Annotated in this window: 14 protein-coding genes and 2 pseudogenes; 4 read left to right on the forward strand and 12 right to left on the reverse strand. The window is 69.6% G+C overall.

Annotated features, from left to right (window positions below; translation table 11 throughout):
• Positions 1 to 194: 194 nt before the first annotated feature.
• On the reverse strand, positions 195 to 959 hold the full coding sequence (locus EDD90_RS53440) for a glucose 1-dehydrogenase (RefSeq protein ID WP_101375148.1): 765 nt from the start codon (positions 957 to 959) through the stop codon (positions 195 to 197).
• Positions 956 to 1,426, reverse strand: coding sequence for a VOC family protein (locus EDD90_RS53445; RefSeq protein WP_121417173.1), 471 nt, complete (start codon positions 1,424 to 1,426; stop codon positions 956 to 958). Before EDD90_RS53445 ends, EDD90_RS53440 begins: the two co-directional genes overlap by 4 nt.
• 160 nt (positions 1,427 to 1,586) lie before the next feature.
• Between EDD90_RS53445 and EDD90_RS53450 the strand changes: the two genes are divergently transcribed.
• Both EDD90_RS53450 and EDD90_RS53455 read left to right on the forward strand, forming a co-directional pair.
• The gene (locus EDD90_RS53450; RefSeq protein ID WP_123982605.1) at positions 1,587 to 3,044 is read left to right on the forward strand and encodes a benzaldehyde dehydrogenase; all 1,458 of its coding nucleotides are present in this window, start codon (positions 1,587 to 1,589) and stop codon (positions 3,042 to 3,044) included.
• Positions 3,045 to 3,088: 44 nt separating this feature from the next.
• Positions 3,089 to 4,789, forward strand: a complete 1,701-nt coding sequence (locus EDD90_RS53455; RefSeq protein ID WP_123982607.1) for a thiamine pyrophosphate-binding protein — start codon at positions 3,089 to 3,091, stop codon at positions 4,787 to 4,789.
• Positions 4,790 to 4,839: 50 nt separating this feature from the next.
• On the opposite strand, the gene EDD90_RS53460 is transcribed toward EDD90_RS53455, so the two are convergent.
• The 5 genes and pseudogenes from EDD90_RS53460 to EDD90_RS53480 form a co-directional block, all read right to left on the reverse strand.
• Complete coding sequence (locus EDD90_RS53460; RefSeq protein WP_107472567.1) at positions 4,840 to 4,977, reverse strand: carotenoid oxygenase family protein; 138 nt, start codon at positions 4,975 to 4,977, stop codon at positions 4,840 to 4,842.
• A gap of 46 nt (positions 4,978 to 5,023) precedes the next feature.
• Positions 5,024 to 5,692, reverse strand: a pseudogene (locus EDD90_RS59375) (carotenoid oxygenase family protein); the annotation flags it as partial.
• Positions 5,693 to 5,737: 45 nt separating this feature from the next.
• On the reverse strand, positions 5,738 to 6,364 hold the full coding sequence (locus EDD90_RS53470; RefSeq protein ID WP_311737289.1) for a transposase: 627 nt from the start codon (positions 6,362 to 6,364) through the stop codon (positions 5,738 to 5,740).
• Positions 6,364 to 6,819: pseudogene (locus EDD90_RS53475) on the reverse strand (winged helix-turn-helix domain-containing protein); the annotation flags it as partial. The gene EDD90_RS53470 and the pseudogene EDD90_RS53475, both read right to left, overlap by 1 nt.
• A 163-nt stretch (positions 6,820 to 6,982) precedes the next feature.
• Positions 6,983 to 7,414 (reverse strand): MarR family winged helix-turn-helix transcriptional regulator, encoded by a 432-nt coding sequence (locus EDD90_RS53480; RefSeq protein WP_123982609.1) that lies wholly within the window; start codon positions 7,412 to 7,414, stop codon positions 6,983 to 6,985.
• 190 nt (positions 7,415 to 7,604) lie between these two features.
• Here EDD90_RS53480 and EDD90_RS53485 point away from each other — a divergent pair, with 190 nt between their 5' ends.
• Positions 7,605 to 8,999: a DHA2 family efflux MFS transporter permease subunit gene (locus tag EDD90_RS53485; protein ID WP_185149723.1), complete on the forward strand. Its 1,395-nt coding sequence runs from the start codon at positions 7,605 to 7,607 to the stop codon at positions 8,997 to 8,999.
• 166 nt (positions 9,000 to 9,165) lie between these two features.
• Here EDD90_RS53485 and EDD90_RS53490 read toward each other — a convergent pair whose 3' ends face one another.
• From EDD90_RS53490 to EDD90_RS53505, 4 genes are all read right to left on the reverse strand, one after another.
• Positions 9,166 to 9,858, reverse strand: a complete 693-nt coding sequence (locus tag EDD90_RS53490; RefSeq protein ID WP_123982613.1) for a bifunctional 2-polyprenyl-6-hydroxyphenol methylase/3-demethylubiquinol 3-O-methyltransferase UbiG — start codon at positions 9,856 to 9,858, stop codon at positions 9,166 to 9,168.
• Entirely contained in the window at positions 9,855 to 10,358 is a 504-nt protein-coding gene (locus tag EDD90_RS53495) for a hypothetical protein (RefSeq protein WP_123982615.1), read from the reverse strand. Before EDD90_RS53495 ends, EDD90_RS53490 begins: the two co-directional genes overlap by 4 nt.
• Before the next feature lie 2 nt (positions 10,359 to 10,360).
• Positions 10,361 to 11,671: a molybdopterin-dependent oxidoreductase gene (locus EDD90_RS53500; protein WP_398929052.1), complete on the reverse strand. Its 1,311-nt coding sequence runs from the start codon at positions 11,669 to 11,671 to the stop codon at positions 10,361 to 10,363.
• Between the two features lie 270 nt (positions 11,672 to 11,941).
• On the reverse strand, positions 11,942 to 12,679 hold the full coding sequence (locus EDD90_RS53505) for a flavodoxin family protein (protein ID WP_123982617.1): 738 nt from the start codon (positions 12,677 to 12,679) through the stop codon (positions 11,942 to 11,944).
• Between the two features lie 224 nt (positions 12,680 to 12,903).
• On the opposite strand from EDD90_RS53505, the gene EDD90_RS53510 reads away from it, so the two are divergent.
• Positions 12,904 to 14,595 (forward strand): acetolactate synthase large subunit, encoded by a 1,692-nt coding sequence (locus EDD90_RS53510; RefSeq protein WP_123982619.1) that lies wholly within the window; start codon positions 12,904 to 12,906, stop codon positions 14,593 to 14,595.
• A gap of 272 nt (positions 14,596 to 14,867) precedes the next feature.
• Here EDD90_RS53510 and EDD90_RS53515 read toward each other — a convergent pair whose 3' ends face one another.
• On the reverse strand, positions 14,868 to 16,061 hold the full coding sequence (locus EDD90_RS53515; protein WP_123974717.1) for an RNA-guided endonuclease TnpB family protein: 1,194 nt from the start codon (positions 16,059 to 16,061) through the stop codon (positions 14,868 to 14,870).
• Between the last annotated feature and the right edge of the window lie 51 nt (positions 16,062 to 16,112).

A 16,112-nucleotide genomic window follows, 5' to 3' on the forward strand; every position in this document is an offset into this window, starting at 1 on the left:
TGGGGCTGGCGCCGGTCCCGGCCAGTGTGGAGGGCGTGCAACGGCTTCTGACAGCACATACGTGAGTCGGGCCCGCGGCACCAGGCCGCAGGCCCGACGTGTCTCACGCAGAGGTGTTCGGACACAAGAGTGCCGGGGGACCCGAACTCGCGGGTCACGCCCGGTACTTGCCTCGTCATCCTCCGCCGGAGGGTTCACATCGCCGACGCCCCCGCGTCGACCGGCAGACCGACCCCCGTCACGAAGCTCGCCTGGTCCGAGCAGAGCCACACCACCGCCGCCGCGACCTCCTCCGGCTTGCCGAGCCGCTTGATGGCCATGCGGCTGACCCACTGGGCAAGCTGATCGTCCGTCAGCGCGTCCATGAGCGGTGTGCGAATGGAGGCAGGACACACGGCGTTCACCCGGATTCCGGACTCGGCGTACTCCACGGCGGCCGTCTTGGTGAGGCCGAGCACACCGTGCTTGCTCGCCACGTACGCTCCGAGCAGCGGTGGCGACACCAGCCCGGCCAGCGACGATGTGTTGACGATCGCGCCGGTACCGCCCTGGGCGAGCATCTGCCGGATCTGGTGCTTCAGCCCCAGCCAGACGCCCTTGAGGTTGACGGCGATGACCCGGTCGAAGTCGGCGGCCTCCATGTCGACGAGGCTCGCCTGGTGCTCGACGCCGGCGTTGTTCAGCGCGAAGTCGAGCCGCCCGTAAGCTCGTACGGTTTCGGCGACCAGCCGTTCCTGGTCCGCTTCGCGGGTGACGTCGCAGGGAACGAAGCGGGCACGACCGCCCTCCTTCCCGACCAGCTCGACCGTCTGCTCCCCGCCGTCCCGGCAGCTCTCCAGGTCGCTGACGAGCACCGCGGCACCCGCCCGTGCGAAGGCGAGCGCGCTGGCCCGGCCGATACCGCCGGCGCCGCCCGTCACCAGTCCGGACTTCCCCTCCATGAACGGTGTGCCGGTCACAGCGTTGCTCCCTCGCGAATCTGGATCAGCTCGATCAGGTTGCCTTCAGGATCGGCGAGATAGCCGAAGCGGACATCGGGGTGGGGGGCCGGGCCCGGTGGCACGATCACTGAGGCGCCCGCGGCGAGCACTCGGTCGTAGAGGCCGTCCAAGTCGGTCACCCGAAGGCAGAAATGCCCGTAACCCTGGCGCAGTACGGCCGTGTTCGGGTCGGACGCGGGGGGCGAGGGGACCGAATCGGGGCGGGACATGAGCTCCACCGCGTAGCCGTCGGCGGCGCGCAGCACCACAGCACGCATGCGCTGGTCCTCGACCTCGAAGCGGAACTCCTCGGTGAGTCCGAGGGCTTTGGTGTAGAAGACGACGGCCGCGTCGAGATCACGGACCGACAGTCCGACATGGTCGATGGCCGTGGTTGCGGCCGAGGCCTGGGGTGCCGCTGCCGCCGTGGGGTGCATCGAGCACATCGCTGCCTCCTGTGGAGTAGTCAACAATCTAAGACATCTAAGCAGTCTGGCGATGTCGGCAACAAGACTTCTGCAGGTGGAAGGACCATCCGTGCACAGGTCTTGCGAAATTGAAACACACGACAATACTGTGAAGTCTAATCACTTCAGGGAGTGCATCGTGAGCCTTCTCGACGCGGACACATGGACTGCGAAGATCTTTGCCGACGGCTGGTCCGGCGGTTCCGGCGGGACCGCCCCGGTCATCGAGCCCGCCACCGGGGACCCGCTCGGCGCCATCGGGATGGCCGACGCGGAGGACGCGCGCAAGGCCGCCACCCGAGCGGCGGCCGCGCAGGCACAGTGGGCGGCCCGGCCGCCCGGGGAGCGGGCCGCCGTCCTGCGCAGGGCCGGCGCGCTGTGGGAGGCGCACGCCGAGGAGATCCAGGACTGGATCGTCCGCGAGAGCGGCGCCATCCGCGCCAAGGCGGTGCTGGAGACCCACATCGCCGCCCAGGAGTGCTACGAGGCCGCCGCGCTGCCCAGCCATCCGCACGGCACTGTGCTGCCGTCCGACGAGGCACGCTGGAGCTTCGCCCGGCGCCGCCCGGCGGGCGTGGTCAGCGTCATCGCACCCTTCAACTTCCCGGTCATCCTGTCCATCCGTTCCGTCGCCCCGGCCCTCGCGCTGGGCAACGCGGTACTCCTCAAGCCCGACCCGCGCACGGCGGTGTGCGGCGGAGTCGCCCTCGTACGGATCTTCCAGGAAGCCGGTCTGCCGGAGGGACTCCTCCAACTACTGCCCGGCGGCGCCGACGTGGGCGAGGCCGTGGTGACCGCTCCCGAGGTCCGCGTCGTCTCCTTCACCGGATCCACGGCGGCGGGCCGCCGGGTCGGAGAGCTGGGTGCCCGCCATCTCAAGCGCACGCACCTGGAACTCGGCGGGAACAACGCCCTCATCGTGCTGCCCGGCGCGGACCTGGCGCTGGCCGCCTCCGCCGGCGCCTTCGGCTCCTTCATGCACCAGGGCCAGATATGCATGTCCACCGGCCGCCACCTGGTCCACGAAAGCCTGCACGACGCCTACGTGGAAGCCCTGTCCGCCAAGGCTACCCACCTGCCCGTCGGCGACCCGGCGTCCGGTCAGGTCGCGCTCGGCCCGCTCATCGACGACCGGCAGCTCGGGCGCGTCGACGACCTCGTGCGGCGGACCGTGGCCGCCGGCGCCCGGCTCGCCGCCGGCGGCACCTACCAGGACCTTTTCTATGCCCCGACCGTGCTGGCGGCCGTGTCCCCGGCGATGCCCGCCTGGACGGACGAGGTGTTCGGCCCCGTGGCGCCCGTCGTGCCCTTCGCCACGACGGAGGAGGCGATCGCTCTCGCGTCCGAGAGCGAGTACGGACTCTCCCTCGGCATCCTCGGTGACGTCGGCGACGCCATGGCCATCGCGGACGCGGTTCCCAGCGGCATTGTCCACATCAATGAGCAGACCGTCTCCGACGAGGCCAACGCCCCCTTCGGCGGCGTCGGCGCCTCCGGCACCGGGTCACGCTTCGGCGGCCCCGAGGCCAACATCGAGGCCTTCACCGAGACCCAGTGGCTCACCGCGCGCCCCCGGATCGCCCCCTACCCCTTCTGACCGGACACCCGTAACCAGCACGCCAGAACAGGAGTCGCGCCGCCATGGTCGAGATCAACGCCGGTCAGGCCATCGTCAATGCCCTGCGGGCCGAGGGCGTCAGCCATGTCTTCGGCATGCCTGGCGGTCATGTTCTGCCCCTCTACGACGCCATCCACCGCACGCCTGGCATCAGCAGCTTCCTGGTACGCCATGAGCATCATGCGGCGGCCATGGCGGCGGCGTACGCCCAGCTCACCGGCCGGCCCGCCGTGGTCCTGGTCACCGCCGGACCGGGCGTCACCAACACCCTCACCGCGGTCGCGGAGGCATACGTCGGGGCCCTGCCCATGATCGTGCTCGGCGGCCGCGGCGCCACGGCGACCGCGCACCGGGGCGCCAGCCAGGAGGTCGCCACCGACCAGGTGTTCGCCCCCGTCACCAAGTGGTCGGTCCGGGTCGACCGGGCCGACCTCCTCACCGACGTCCTGCGGCAGGGCTTCGCCCGCGCCCGCGGCGGCAGGCCGGGCCCCGTCCTGATCGACATTCCGCGTGACCTGCTGACCCTCGACGTCCCCGACAAGCCGTACCTGCCGGTCGGCCCGCCCGCCCGGCCCGCCGCCGACCAACCGGCCGTCGACGCCGCGGCAGCCGCTCTCGCCGGTGCCCGCAGCCCGCTCATCATCGCGGGCGGCGGAGTCGCCTCCTCCGGCGCCTTCGACGAACTGCGCGCCCTGGCCGAACGGCTGTCGGCCCCCGTACTGACCAGCCTCGCCGGACGCGGCAGCCTCCCCGACGACCACCCCCTCGCGGCCGGTGGCCTCGGCGCCCACCGCAACCCGGTCGCCAAACGGCTGCTCGGAGAGGCGGACGTGGTCCTCGGCCTCGGCACCCGCTTCGAGGAGATGGAGACCAACTGGCAGCCCACCGCCCTCCCGTCCCCCGACGCCACCTACATCCAGGTCGACATCGACCCGGCCGAACTGGGCCGCGCCATCCCGGCCCACATCCCCGTCAACGGCGACATCAAGAGAGTCCTGGAGCAACTCCTTACCGCCCTGTCCGAGGACACAAACGCCTCCCCCGGCCGCACGGAGCGCCTCCTCCAGGACATCACCGCCCTCGACGCCGCCGTCGACCGCATGGCACTCGACGACAGGGCCCCGATCCATCCCGCCCGCGTCATCCGCACCGCCCGCTCCGTCTTCCCCCGCGACACCGTCCTCGGCGTCGACGTCGGCGCCCTCGCCCAGCACATCGGCGGCGCGTTCCCCTTCTTCCGCGTCTACCAACCGCGCTCCGTCATCACCCCGTCCAGCTTCTACGGCATGGGGTTCGCGGCCGCCGCCCTGCCCGCCGCCCGCCTGGTCCACCCGCGGCGGCCCGCCCTGTGCTTCGTCGGCGACGGCTCCTTCCAAATGGTCATGAACATCGTGCCGATGGCCGCCCAGTACGGACTCGCAGTCACCTGGTGCGTGCTCAACGACGACGCCCTCGGCTCCATCCGGGACCTCCAGGAACACACCTACGGCAACCGCATTCAGGACACCGAGTTCCCCTTCCAGCCCGACTTCGCCCGCCTGGCCGAGGCCTGCGGCGCGTACGGCGAACGCGTCGACGACCCGGCCGCCGTACCTGACGCCCTGAAGCGCGCCCTCGCGGAGAACGCGGCCGGCCGCCCCGCCGTCCTGGACTTCGCCGTCGCGCGCACCCGGCTCGCGCAGACCAAGGAGCACTACTTCACGACCTACCCGCAGGACGAGTGATCGTGGCCCGCCTCGGGCCCTCCGAAGCGGGCGCCTTCCAGGGCTCCTTGTCAGCCCGCGTCGGGGATCCAGCTGCCGTGGAAGCCGAGGGGGACCCGGGCCGGCAGATGGACGGTGGCCACGGGGGCCGCGGTGACGTCCTGGGCCGCCAGGATCACCAGGTCGGTGGCGGAGCCGCTCGGGGTCATGGACGAACACCAACAGATAGCCGTCGTCCTCGGCGCCACCGGCCGCCGCGGGCACGAAGACCGGCTCGGTGAGCGTCGCGGCCCTGCCGAACGTGCGGATCTCCTGGGTCCCGCGGTGGAGATCGTGCTTGATCAACCGGTTGGAGAACGCGTCGTCAGGGAGCTGCTCGAGTTCAAGGGTGCTGGCGAAGGACTCGATCAGATCGGTGGTGGCCGCCGTGTAGCCGTAGCGGTACGGCAGCGAGATCAGCCGGTCGTTGATCCGGGGGAACTCCTGCGGTCGGTCGTCGAGGCGCTGCACAGTGGCCTTCCCCGCGGCCGGGTCGAGGGTGTAGCGGTCCAGGGCGGGCGTGCCGTGGCCTTCGATGGAGCCGGTGGCTTTGGACATCATCCTCGGGTGGGTGACCACGTCCAGAACCACGCGCTCCCCGTCGTCGTAGGCGTTCAGCGTGTGGAAGATCCATACGGGATCCACATCGACCCACCGCACGTCGGCCGCGATTCCCGCCCGCGGCATCACCCCTATGCGGGCCTGGTGCGCGTCGTTCCACTCGTAGGGAACCGGCGCGCCGCGCAGGGCGGCCTCGCGGCTGAAGGTGACCGGCAGGTCGTAGATGAGGACGTGGTTCTGGGTCAGGGCGAAGTCGTGCATCATCGCGCCTGACGGCACGGAGATGTTCTCGCTGCGGGTGACCCGGCCCTCGGGGCCGACCACGTGATAGGAGACGTAGCAAGCGAGGCGAATACTGATTTCGGCGGTTCAAGGTGATGGTGGTAGGAGGTCGAGGGAGAGGCCGGTGCCAGCGAGGAAGCCGTCGAGGACGGCGGGGCGGTACTGGAGCCGCTTGAGCCGGTTGCGCACGAGGGTTTCGAGGCGGTCGAGGGCGACGCTGGCAAGGTTCGCGAGGCTGCGTTTCACGTGGGCCCACAGGTACTCGACCACGTTCAGCTCCGGCGCGTACGCGGGCAGGATGAACACCGTCAGCCAGTCCCGGGCCTGGACCAGGTCGCGCATCGCGTGGGAGACGTGCGTGTTCAGCCGGTCCCATACGAGCACGATCGGCGCCTTGACCAGCTGGTGCATCCCGTCGATCAGACGGATGTAGTCGTCCTCGGACAAGCTGCGGCGCTCGCCCTTGCGCCCGGTGTGCAGCCGCAGCCGGTGACACAGCCGGGTCCGTGAGCCAGGACGCATCGCGATCAGAGCGGCAGCGGAGACCCTCCCAGAACGCCGGCCGCTCACCTTCACGACCGGGGTGATGCCCCGCCTGCCCCAGGTGCGGCCCTTCGGCGGCCTGCGGGTGAACCCGGCCTCGTCTTCGAAGCAGACGTAGCCGTCGCAGGCCGCCCGGGCGCTTTTACCTCCGCCCACGTCGCCTCCCTCCACGCGGCCACTGCCCGCTCATCGCGTTCGGCGGCCCGTCGCACCGGCACCTGCGGGGTGAAACCGAGCCGACGCATCAGCCTCGTCGCCCCCGAAACGCTGTAAGAGACATGGAACTTGCGGCCGATCAGCGTCGCCACTCGTGCCCCGGTCCACACCTGGTCCTGGTCCCAGCCGTGCACGGCCGGCCCCTCCTCCAGATACGCGGCCAGCTTCTCCAGACACCGTGCCGAGAGCTTGCACCGCTGCCCGACCGGCCCGCGCGAGGCCAGCGCCGTGGCACCGCCCTCCCGCCAGGCCTTGTGCCACCCGTAGGCCGACTTCCGGCTGATCCGTAACCGGCGGGCCGCCTCAGCAGGCCTGACCCCCTCGGCGAACAGCCCGCCGGCCTCCAACTGCACCACCTCGCGGCGCCGACGGCCCTTCGCCGTCAGCCCGCCCCCATCCGCATAACGCATACCAACGGCATAGCGCACATATGACAGGCAGTCAGCAGCCCGAGCGAACAGTCACCTCATAGCGCCGAGATCAGTAATGCAACGGCGTTGCCGCCGAGTGGTGTAGCCACTGGTCGAGTTCTTCCTTCGAATGTTTCGAAGGAATTCCGGGCGGAACCGTCGGTCAGTCCGTGGCCTTGCGGATACGGGCCAGCAGGGCGCGCAACCGGTCACGGTCCTCGGCATCCAAGCCGGCGGTGGCCTTGGCGAGGGCGTCGCGGTCCACCGTCTCCGCCTCGCGGTGGCACTCCACGCCCCGGTCCGTGAGCCGGAGCAGGAAGGCGCGGCGGTCATGCGGATGACGGACCCGCTCGACCAGGCCGTCGCGCTCCAGGCTGTCGACGATGCTGGTCGTGGTCCGGGCCGAGACACCGGTCAGGTCGCTCAGGTCGCGCATCCGTAGCGGCTCCTCGGCGTGCGCCAGCATCCGCATCGCGCGCAGCCGGGCGACCGACGCGCCCCCGGTGCGCAGCCGTGCCTCCACGAACTGACGCAACTGGTGTGTCGTCTCGTACAGCTCGTCCACCAGGATGTCGCTGCTGCCCTGCACCGTCATGACCGCTCCCCATCGAACCGTTCCCCGGCCCGGGAAGGTCATTGCCCGGTCCGGCTGGACAATCCGATTCTATGAGCAGCCACATACTGAGTATGCTCAGCATGTGCTGTCGTCCCCTCGCCGCCTCCGGCTGTCACCCCGCCTCCGCCGTCCCGGCCAACGCCTGGTCGTCCCCGTTATCTGCGCCAGCGTGACGTTCATCGCCATCGTCGACGGCGCCATCACCACCATCGCGCTGCCCTCGATCGCCCGCCAGTTCGACCTCACGACGGCCGCCCTGGACGGGGTGGTCGTGGTCTATCCGGTCTGCCTCGCCATGACCATCCCCGCCTCCGCCTGGCTCGTCGAGCGGTTCGGGGCGAAACGCGTCCTTCTCTGGGCGCTCGGCGCCTTCCTCGCCTCGTCACTTCTGTGCGGCACGGCCCCCGGGCTCGCCGAACTGGTCGGCTACCGCGCCGTCCAAGGACTCTCCGCCGGCGTGCTCTTCCCGGCCTCCGCCGCGCTGCTCTTCGCCACCTTCGACACCGCCGACCAGGTGCGGATATCCCGGTACATGATCGTTCCCCAGCAGATCGCCCCGGCCGCCGCGCCGATCCTCGGCGGGCTGCTCGTGGACCATCTGTCCTGGCGCTGGGTCTTCTACGTCAACCTGCCGGTGGGCATCCCCGTCGTAGTGTTCGGCATGCTGTTCCTCGCCGAGCAGCACGGCCGCCCGCCCGGCCGCTTCGACCTGACCGGACTACTGCTGAGCGCCGCCGGGCTGGGGGCCGCGATGTTCGGGATCTGCGAGGGCCCCAACCAGGGCTGGTCCTCGACTCCCGTGATCGCCGGGCTGGCCCTCGGCGCGATCCTGCTGGCCGCCGCCGCCGTCTTCGAACTGCGCAGCACCGAGCCCCTGTTGAAGCTCCGGCTCTTCACGGACCGGCTCTTCCGCGACACCAACCTGATCAACCTCGTCGGCCTGATCCCGATCCTGGGCGCGATGTACCTCGGCCCGCTCTTCCTCCAGGAGGCCCAGGGGCGCACCGCACTGGAGTCCGGCACCAGCACCTTCCCCGAGGCGTTCGGCGTCCTGCTCACCGTGCAACTCGCCGGCGTGTTCTACGCCCGCGTCGGACCCCGGGTGATCGTCGGATGCGGCATGGCCGGGGTCGCCTTGGTGCTGCTGCTCTTCTCCACCTGCGATGAGAACACCGGTCCGTGGACCTTCCGCGCCTACATGCTGCTCCTCGGCATCGCCATGGGCGGCGTCTTCATGCCGACGACGGTGGCGTCGCTCGCCAACATCGCCAAGCCCGACCTGGCCCAGGCCTCCACCCTCAACACCGTCATACGCCAGACCGGTGGCGCGCTCGCGCCCGCGACGGTCACCACCGCCCTGGTGCTCGGTACCCCCACGACGGCCTCCGCCCATCCGCCCACCGGCGCCTACCAGGACGCCTACCTGGCCCTCGCCGCAATCGCCGCCGCCACCGCGGTCTTCGCCTTCACCCTGCCGGACGCCGCGGCCCGCGCCGCAGCGCGGACCACGACCGCGGCCAGCGGCCCAGCACCGGCGCGCGCCGGGCACGAGAACGTCCACTGACCTCCGCGCCAGACTCCGCCACGCGCAAGCCAGTTCCCCGCGTGGGCAGGTGGCCTTCCGCTTGTCCCAGTCGATGGCATGGGTAGCGAGGAACCGACCGAGCCCAGCGACATCGCTCATGAGGGGTGTGGCAGGTTCCAACTCGGATGCCAGCGCCTCCCTCTCGTCACGATGATTCCACGTCGGGGCAGTCCGACGCTGATCCCTGGTGAGTGAGGGCGGCAAAGCACCGGTGCCCGCTCGTCCACTGGTCGGCGACACTGAAGGCAAGGTCCTCGGCGACCCTGTGGAGCGCCTGTCGCCCCAGTCGGGCCCAGGGAAAGAACGGACCGCTCCGGCCCTGAAGGTCCTCGAACCGGACGGTGCAGAGCTCTTCGACGTCGCGGGGGTCGACTTCGACGACGAGGCGCCCGGCGGGGGCGATGAGCCGACCGCATCGGCGCAGCAGGCCACGCGGATCGCCTCCGATGCCGATGTTGCCGTCGATGAGGAGGACCGTCTGCCAGCCTGTCTCAGCCGGCAGCCGGTCGAAGACCGATCGGCAGAGTGCGAGCCCGCCCAGGGCGGTGGTCAGGGCGATCGCACGAGGAGCGATGTCGACCCCGAGGGCGAAGACCCCCCGGCTCAGGAGTGCCCTGCACATGCGACCCGGGCCGCAGCCGACATCGAGGACGGGGCCGATGCAGCGTTCCAGTACGGTCTTGTCGGCCTCCGTGGGCTGCTCGTGCCAGCGGTGCACCGGCATCCGGATCCGGCGCCCGTCTACCTGTCGTAGATACACAAGTCGTCGGCCGGGTTGCAGGGCCATCGCGTAGGGATCCTCGTCTGCCCCGTACGACTCGTCCTCATCGGTGGTCATGGTTTGGCGCCATCGTCTGAGGCGGGCGGGCTCTCGTCGCTGCGGCCGCCCCGCCGCACGCGGCGGAGCCTGAACGCGAAGGTCATCGCGGAAGCCGCGAAGAGCACGCCGGTGATCGCCAGCCATCGGCCGAGGTAGACGCTGTCGGGCAGCCCGGTGTCACCGAGGTAGGGCACCGCCAGGCGGAAGACGAGGGGGAACCAGACCAGCAGGAGCAGACCCGACAGGAAGGCGGGAACCCGCAGGTGGTTGATCCACGGCACCGTCGGCGCGTCGGTTGCGCGATGCCGCAGCACGGAGAGGGCAGACAGGTCGGCCAGCGAGTACAGGGGCAGCAGGATGAGATCGTGCAGGATCGCCGCGCCGACGAACCAGATCGCCACCTCCCAGGGCTGGACGGCAAACAGGCGCACCATGGCGTAGCCGGTGAGGGCGAACGAGGCGATCAGGACGAGCAGGTGCAGGGGTCTGGAGCCGTACCAGCGGACGAATCGTGCCATGGTCACGTCCTGAAGGTGAGCCGGTGAACCCATTTGGTGTTGTTCACGCCGGGGTTGGCCGGGACGATGATGCGGGCCGGATAGCCGTGGTCGAGCGAGAGGTCCGCGCCGTTGACACGGAGGGCGAGCAGCGCTCGGGGGTCGCGGATCTGGTTGCCCCGCAGCACCACCCTGGTGAAGGGGCCGGGGGGCTGGATCGACTGGACCAGGACGCTTCCCGCACCAGGCAGGCCGGACAGGGCGGCGAGGTCGGCCAGCCGTAGGCCGCTCCAGTGCTGGTCCTCGGTGGACCAGCCCTCCACGCAGGCGATCGGCAGTGCGGCGGCGTGCTGGGGCATCGCCAGGAGCTGCTCGCGGGTGAACACCCGTGGCGCTCCACGCCCGTGCACCTCCAGCCGCCAGGTGGGGCCGACGAGCGCGGGGGTGACGCCGACCTTCGCCGCCGTCTTGTTGATCTGGAAGCTGTTCGGGCCGGTGCCCGGATCGCGGTTGTGCGGTGCGAGCAGAGCTGTGCCGCGCAGCCAGCCGCCGATGCTCTGTCCGGCGGTCACGACGAGGAGGAGCAGCGATCCCGCGCCCACCATGCCGAGTGCGCCGCGGCGGGTCATCGTCGGCGGGGCGGGGGCGACCGCCACCAGGCCGTCGGGATCGGGAGGTTCGGACACGGTGTGGGCGAGGTCGGTGCGCAGCTCGGCGCCCAGGCTGCGCGAGCGCAGGGCCCGGGTCATCCGGCCCAGTCTCAGGCACACGTGGACGACGAAGGCGGCGATGAACACCCAGGCGCCGTAGAAGTGCAGGCGGTAGAACGAGCCAGGGAAGACGTAGTAGAGCTGGATGTTGAGGATTCCGGTGACGAATTCGAAGATGACGCCGCCGACCAGCATCAGCAGGGACAGCCTCTCCAGGCCGTGGGCGAGGGAGCGTACCGGCAGCCATTCGAACAGCTTCGGGATCACCGACCACAACTTGGCCAGCAGCACCGGCACGAGCACCACGCCCAGCGTCACGTGCACGCCCTGGAGCAGCCGGTAGAGCCAGTACGGGTGGGTGGGCCAGCTGAAGAGGTAGAAGCCCAGGACGCCCTTGTCGGGGGTCTCGTCGTTGAGGGGGCTCAGATCGGGGTTGTAGGCGGCGTAGGAAAGCAGTCCGGTGATGAACAGCAGCGGAATGCCGACCAGTAGAACCAGGCCGAATACCGATGTCAGCCAGGGCCCGCGGATCGGACTGCGCCAGAATCCGGGGCGGAACGGCCCCGGAGGCGGAGGCAGCTGCCCGACACGGTGCGCCGCCGCACGAGTACGGGCGGCGGCCACCGACACCGCAGCCGCCCCAGCGGTGCGCACACGCTTCAGCCGCTCCCCCACACGCTTCCCGGCTGGTTTTTGGCGTCGCGATCCACTCGATGGGGTCGAGCCCGAGGGCAATCCGCTACTTGCCATCGGCGTCTCCTTCCATCGGCGAGCGACTTCCGCGACGGGGCATGTCACGACCGGCTTCTGAACGAACGAGGCTCATGCCGGCCGGCGCGGGCCAGGTGAGCTGTCTGCTCCCCGGGGCGAGTGGCTGCCCGGCCACCGGGGTCGCTATCGGTGTTCCGGGTTTTCATAGTCGCGGCGGCAGCCGGCGTCCCAGGCGGTGCGCTGGTTGCCGTAGGCCGGAATGCCGCCGAGGTCCTTCAGCGCGCGGGCCAGGTGCAGCAGGTTCCAGGTCATGAAGGTGGTGTTGCGGTTGGTGAAGTCGTTCTCCGGGCCGCCGGAGCCAGGATCGAGGTACGAGGGGCCGGGGCCGGCCTCGCCGATCCATCCGGCGTCCGCCTGGGGCGGGATGGTGTATCCGAGGTGTTGCAGGCTGTAGAGGACGTTCATGGCGCAGTGCTTGACGCCGTCCTCGTTGCCGGTGATCAGGCAGCCGCCGACACGGCCATAATAGGCGTACTGGCCCGCTTCGTTGAGCAGGCTGGAGCACGCGTAGAGACGTTCGATCACCTGCTTCATCACGGAGCTGTTGTCGCCCAGCCAGATGGGGCCGGCCAGCACGAGGATGTCGGCGGCCTGGACCTGCTGGTACAGGTCCGGCCAGGCGTCCGTCTCCCAGCCGTGTTCCGTCATGTCGGGCCACACACCGGTGGCGATGTCGTGGTCCACGGCCCGGATGACATCGACGTGCACTCCCTGCGCATCCAGGATCGCGGTGCTCCGGTCGATCAGCCCCTGGGTGTTGCTCGTCTCCGGCGAACGCTTCAGGGTGCAGTTGATCACCAGAGCACGCAGGTCGTCGTACCGGGCCGGTGGTGCGTCGGTGGCGGGCGACGAAGCGGTCACACAGTCCTCCCAGAGCCCTGCCGCTGCACGATGCGCGGCGGCACGTCCACATCCAGAGCCACCGTGCAGGCCGAACGCGGCAGCCGCCACCGCAGCGCACCCAGACGGGCCTGGCATTGACCCGATGCATGAGCTGACGCTGCCGGGGGCGATACCCCTAGCGGCCACCCCCGTTCGGCGCCGGATCAGTGGCCGAGACAGGCGAGCGTGCCTACGTTCGGCCCATGGGCACCCAGGGCGCGACCGAGTCGCGAAACACGGCAGCAGTGGAGGACGTCGCGCATCTCCTGGTGCGTTGTCTGCGGGCCGAGGGCGTGGAGTACGTCTTCGGGATTCCCGGCGAGGAGAACATCCGCTTCGTCGACGCGCTGAACGGCTCCGGGATCCGGTACATCCTGGTGCGCCATGAGCAGGCCGCCTCGTTCATGGCGGAGATCTACGGGCGGCTGACCGGCCGGGCCGGAGTGTGCTCGGCCACCTTGGGACCCGGTGCGATCAATCTGCTGCTCGGCACCGCGGACGCCATGACCAACAGCGCGCCGATGGTCGCCCTGGCCGCCCAGGGCTCCCTGCGCCGTACCCACAAGGAGTCGCACCAGGTCATCGACCTGGTGTCGATGTTCGCCCCCGTCACCCAGTGGGCGGCCCAGATCGAGTGTCCGGACGCGGTGCCGGAGATGACCCGCAAAGCGTTCAAGACCGCGCAGAGCGAGCGCCCCGGTTCCGTGTTCCTGGCCGTGCCGGAGGACATCGAAGCGGAGCGTCCCGCCGAACCGCTGGCACCCCTGCAGATCGACACGGTGCGTGCCGATGCGCCGTCCCTCTCCCAGATCGCGCGGGCGGTCGAGGTGCTTGCCACGGCTCGGCACCCCGTCGTGCTGGCGGGCCACGGTGCCGCCAGAGCTGGGGCCTCGGCCGCCCTGGTGCGGTTCGCCGAACGACTGAACATCCCGGTCGCGACGACGTTTCACGGCAAGGGTGTCTTCCCCGACGACCACCCCAACGCCCTCGGAGCGGTCGGCTTCATGCGCCACGACTACGGCAACTTCGGCTTCGACGCGGCCGACGTACTGATCTGCGTGGGCTACGAGATCCAGGAGTTCGACCCGGTCAAGATCAACCCGAACGGCGACAAGCGGATCCTTCACGTGCACCGCTTCCCCGCCGAGGTGGACGCCCACTACCCGGTGGCAGTGGGCGTCAAAGGGGACCCCTCACAGGCGCTGGACGCACTGGCGGCAGCACTGCCCGACGGATTCACCTACGACTCGGCAGGCACCGAGAAGATCCGTACGCTGCTCGACGAAGAACTCCAGTACGGACGCGACAGTGACGCCTTCCCCCTGGTGCCGCAGCGGGTGGTCACCGATGTCCGCACGGCGCTGGACCGTCACGACATCGTGCTCGCCGACACCGGCGCCGGAAAAATGTGGATGTCCCGCCTCTACCCGACCTACGAACCGGACACCTGCCTGGTCTCCAACGGCCTGTCCACCATGGGGTTCGCGCTGCCGGGCGCCATCGCCGCCAAAGTCGCCCGGCCGGACCGACGAGTTCTGGCGATGATGGGCGACGGTTCGTTCCTGATGAACTCGCAGGAACTGGAGACCGCCGTCCGTGAGCGCATCCCGTTGGTCGTCCTCGTCCTGGTGGACGAGGAATACGGCTTGATCACCTGGAAGATGGAACTCGAACTCGGCCGCCACAGCCACACCCGGTTCACCAATCCCGACCTGGTCGCCTACGCCGAAAGCTTCGGCGCACGCGGCTACGCCGTCGAGGCCGCCGACCAGCTGCTGCCTGTACTGCGCCGCGCCCTCGACGACGACACCGTCTCCGTGATCGCCTGTCCCGTCGACTACTCCGAGAACCTGCGCCTGACCGACAGACTGGGCAGTCTCCACGGCCCGTTCTGACACCCAGTTGGCCGCCCTGCAGCGAAGCGCAATCTCGCCCCCGCAACACTGAGCAGGCAGATTCCACCGCCTCGCCACTTCTCTGTCTCTGGGAGAAATCTGGGAGAAGATCTTCTCCCAGCCCCTTCGGGGACCGCCCCAGACCGACGTCCTGGTTGTCGTACATAGCCGAGCGAAGGGAAACCCCTCGAAGAATCCCTTCGCCGCGAGGACCATGGCGGGATGGCTGCGTACCTGTTTGACTTCCTCCCCCTCCTGAAGGAGGGGGATTCCTACGGCTCGCGCCGTGGGGTTTTCTGCTTCACAGCCGACTGCCCGCCCGGAGTACTCCGTTGAGGTCTCACACCAGCTCCACAGACAGACGCCGTCAGCCCGACGGCCAGAATGTTCTTCGCCGCGTTCACGTCCCGGTCGTGGATCGTCCCGCAGTCGCACGTCCACTCACGGACGTGCAGCGGCATCTTGTCCTGCAAGGTGCCGCAGACGGAGCACAGCTTGGAGGACGGGAACCATCGGTCGATCGCGATCACTTCGCGGCCGTACCACTGAGCCTTGTACTCCAGCATGCTCCGGAAATCCGACCAGGCCGCGTCGCTGATGGCGCGGGCCAGGCTGCCGTTCTTCACCATGTTCCGAACGGCGAGGTCCTCGATCACGATCGTTTGGTTTTCACGAACGAGACGAGTGGTGAGTTTGTGCAGGTGGTCGCGCCTGCGGTCGGTGATGCGGGCGTAGACCCTGGCCACCGTCCGGCGCGCCTTGGCCCGGTTCGCTCCGTCACCCTTGACCTTGCGGGCAAGCCGGCGCTGCGCCTTGGCAAGGCGGGCTCGGTCGCGCCGCTCGTGCCGGGGGTTGGAGACCTTCTCCCCGGTGGAGAGGGTCAGCAGGTGGCCGAGGCCGACGTCGACACCGACGGCCGCGTCTGTGGGTGCAAGCGGCTGGACGGACGGGTCCTCACACAGCAGGGACACGTACCAGCGTCCGGCCGCGTCCTGCGACACCGTCACGGTGGACGGCGACGCCCCCTCGGGCAGTGGACGGGACCACACGATGTCGAGCGGCTCCGCCGTCTTCGCCAGGGTCAGCCTGCCGTCCCGGAACCGGAACGCGCTGGTGGTGTACTCCGCCGACTTCCGCGACTTCTTCCGCGACTTGAAACGCGGGTACTTCGCCCGCTTGCCGAAGAAGTTCGCGAACGCCGTCTGGAGGTGCCGCAGGGCCTGCTGGAGCGGGACGGCGGAGACCTCGTTGAGATATGCGAGTTCCTCGGTCTTCTTCCAGGCCGTCAGCATCGCCGACGTCTGGTTGTAGTTCACCCGCTCCTGCCTCGTCCACGCTTCCGTGCGCGCCGCAAGGGCCAGGTTGTAGACCTTCCGCACACATCCGAACGTGCGCGACAGCTCGGCTGCCTGCGCGTCAGTCGGATAGAAGCGGTACTTGAACGCCCGCTTCACGTGAGTGGGCATGGCTCACAAATTATCACGTCAGCTTGTGACCATCTGCCGGTTCGTGGGAAC

It is taken from the genome of Streptomyces sp. Ag109_O5-1 (genome assembly GCF_003814875.1).
Lineage (GTDB): Bacteria > Actinomycetota > Actinomycetes > Streptomycetales > Streptomycetaceae > Streptomyces > Streptomyces sasae.

What these genes read in the sequence shown, in the direction of transcription:
- EDD90_RS53480 (WP_123982609.1), bottom strand. Translation starts at nt 7,414, where the DNA reads ATGACGGTGCAGGGCAGCAGCGACATCCTGGTGGACGAGCTGTACGAG.
- EDD90_RS53460 (WP_107472567.1), bottom strand. Translation starts at nt 4,977, where the DNA reads ATGACCCCGAGCGGCTCCGCCACCGACCTGGTGATCCTGGCGGCCCAG.
- EDD90_RS53455 (WP_123982607.1), top strand. Translation starts at nt 3,089, where the DNA reads ATGGTCGAGATCAACGCCGGTCAGGCCATCGTCAATGCCCTGCGGGCC.
- EDD90_RS53515 (WP_123974717.1), bottom strand. Translation starts at nt 16,061, where the DNA reads ATGCCCACTCACGTGAAGCGGGCGTTCAAGTACCGCTTCTATCCGACT.
- EDD90_RS53495 (WP_123982615.1), bottom strand. Translation starts at nt 10,358, where the DNA reads ATGGCACGATTCGTCCGCTGGTACGGCTCCAGACCCCTGCACCTGCTC.
- EDD90_RS53445 (WP_121417173.1), bottom strand. Translation starts at nt 1,426, where the DNA reads ATGTGCTCGATGCACCCCACGGCGGCAGCGGCACCCCAGGCCTCGGCC.
- EDD90_RS53490 (WP_123982613.1), bottom strand. Translation starts at nt 9,858, where the DNA reads ATGACCACCGATGAGGACGAGTCGTACGGGGCAGACGAGGATCCCTAC.
- EDD90_RS53510 (WP_123982619.1), top strand. Translation starts at nt 12,904, where the DNA reads ATGGGCACCCAGGGCGCGACCGAGTCGCGAAACACGGCAGCAGTGGAG.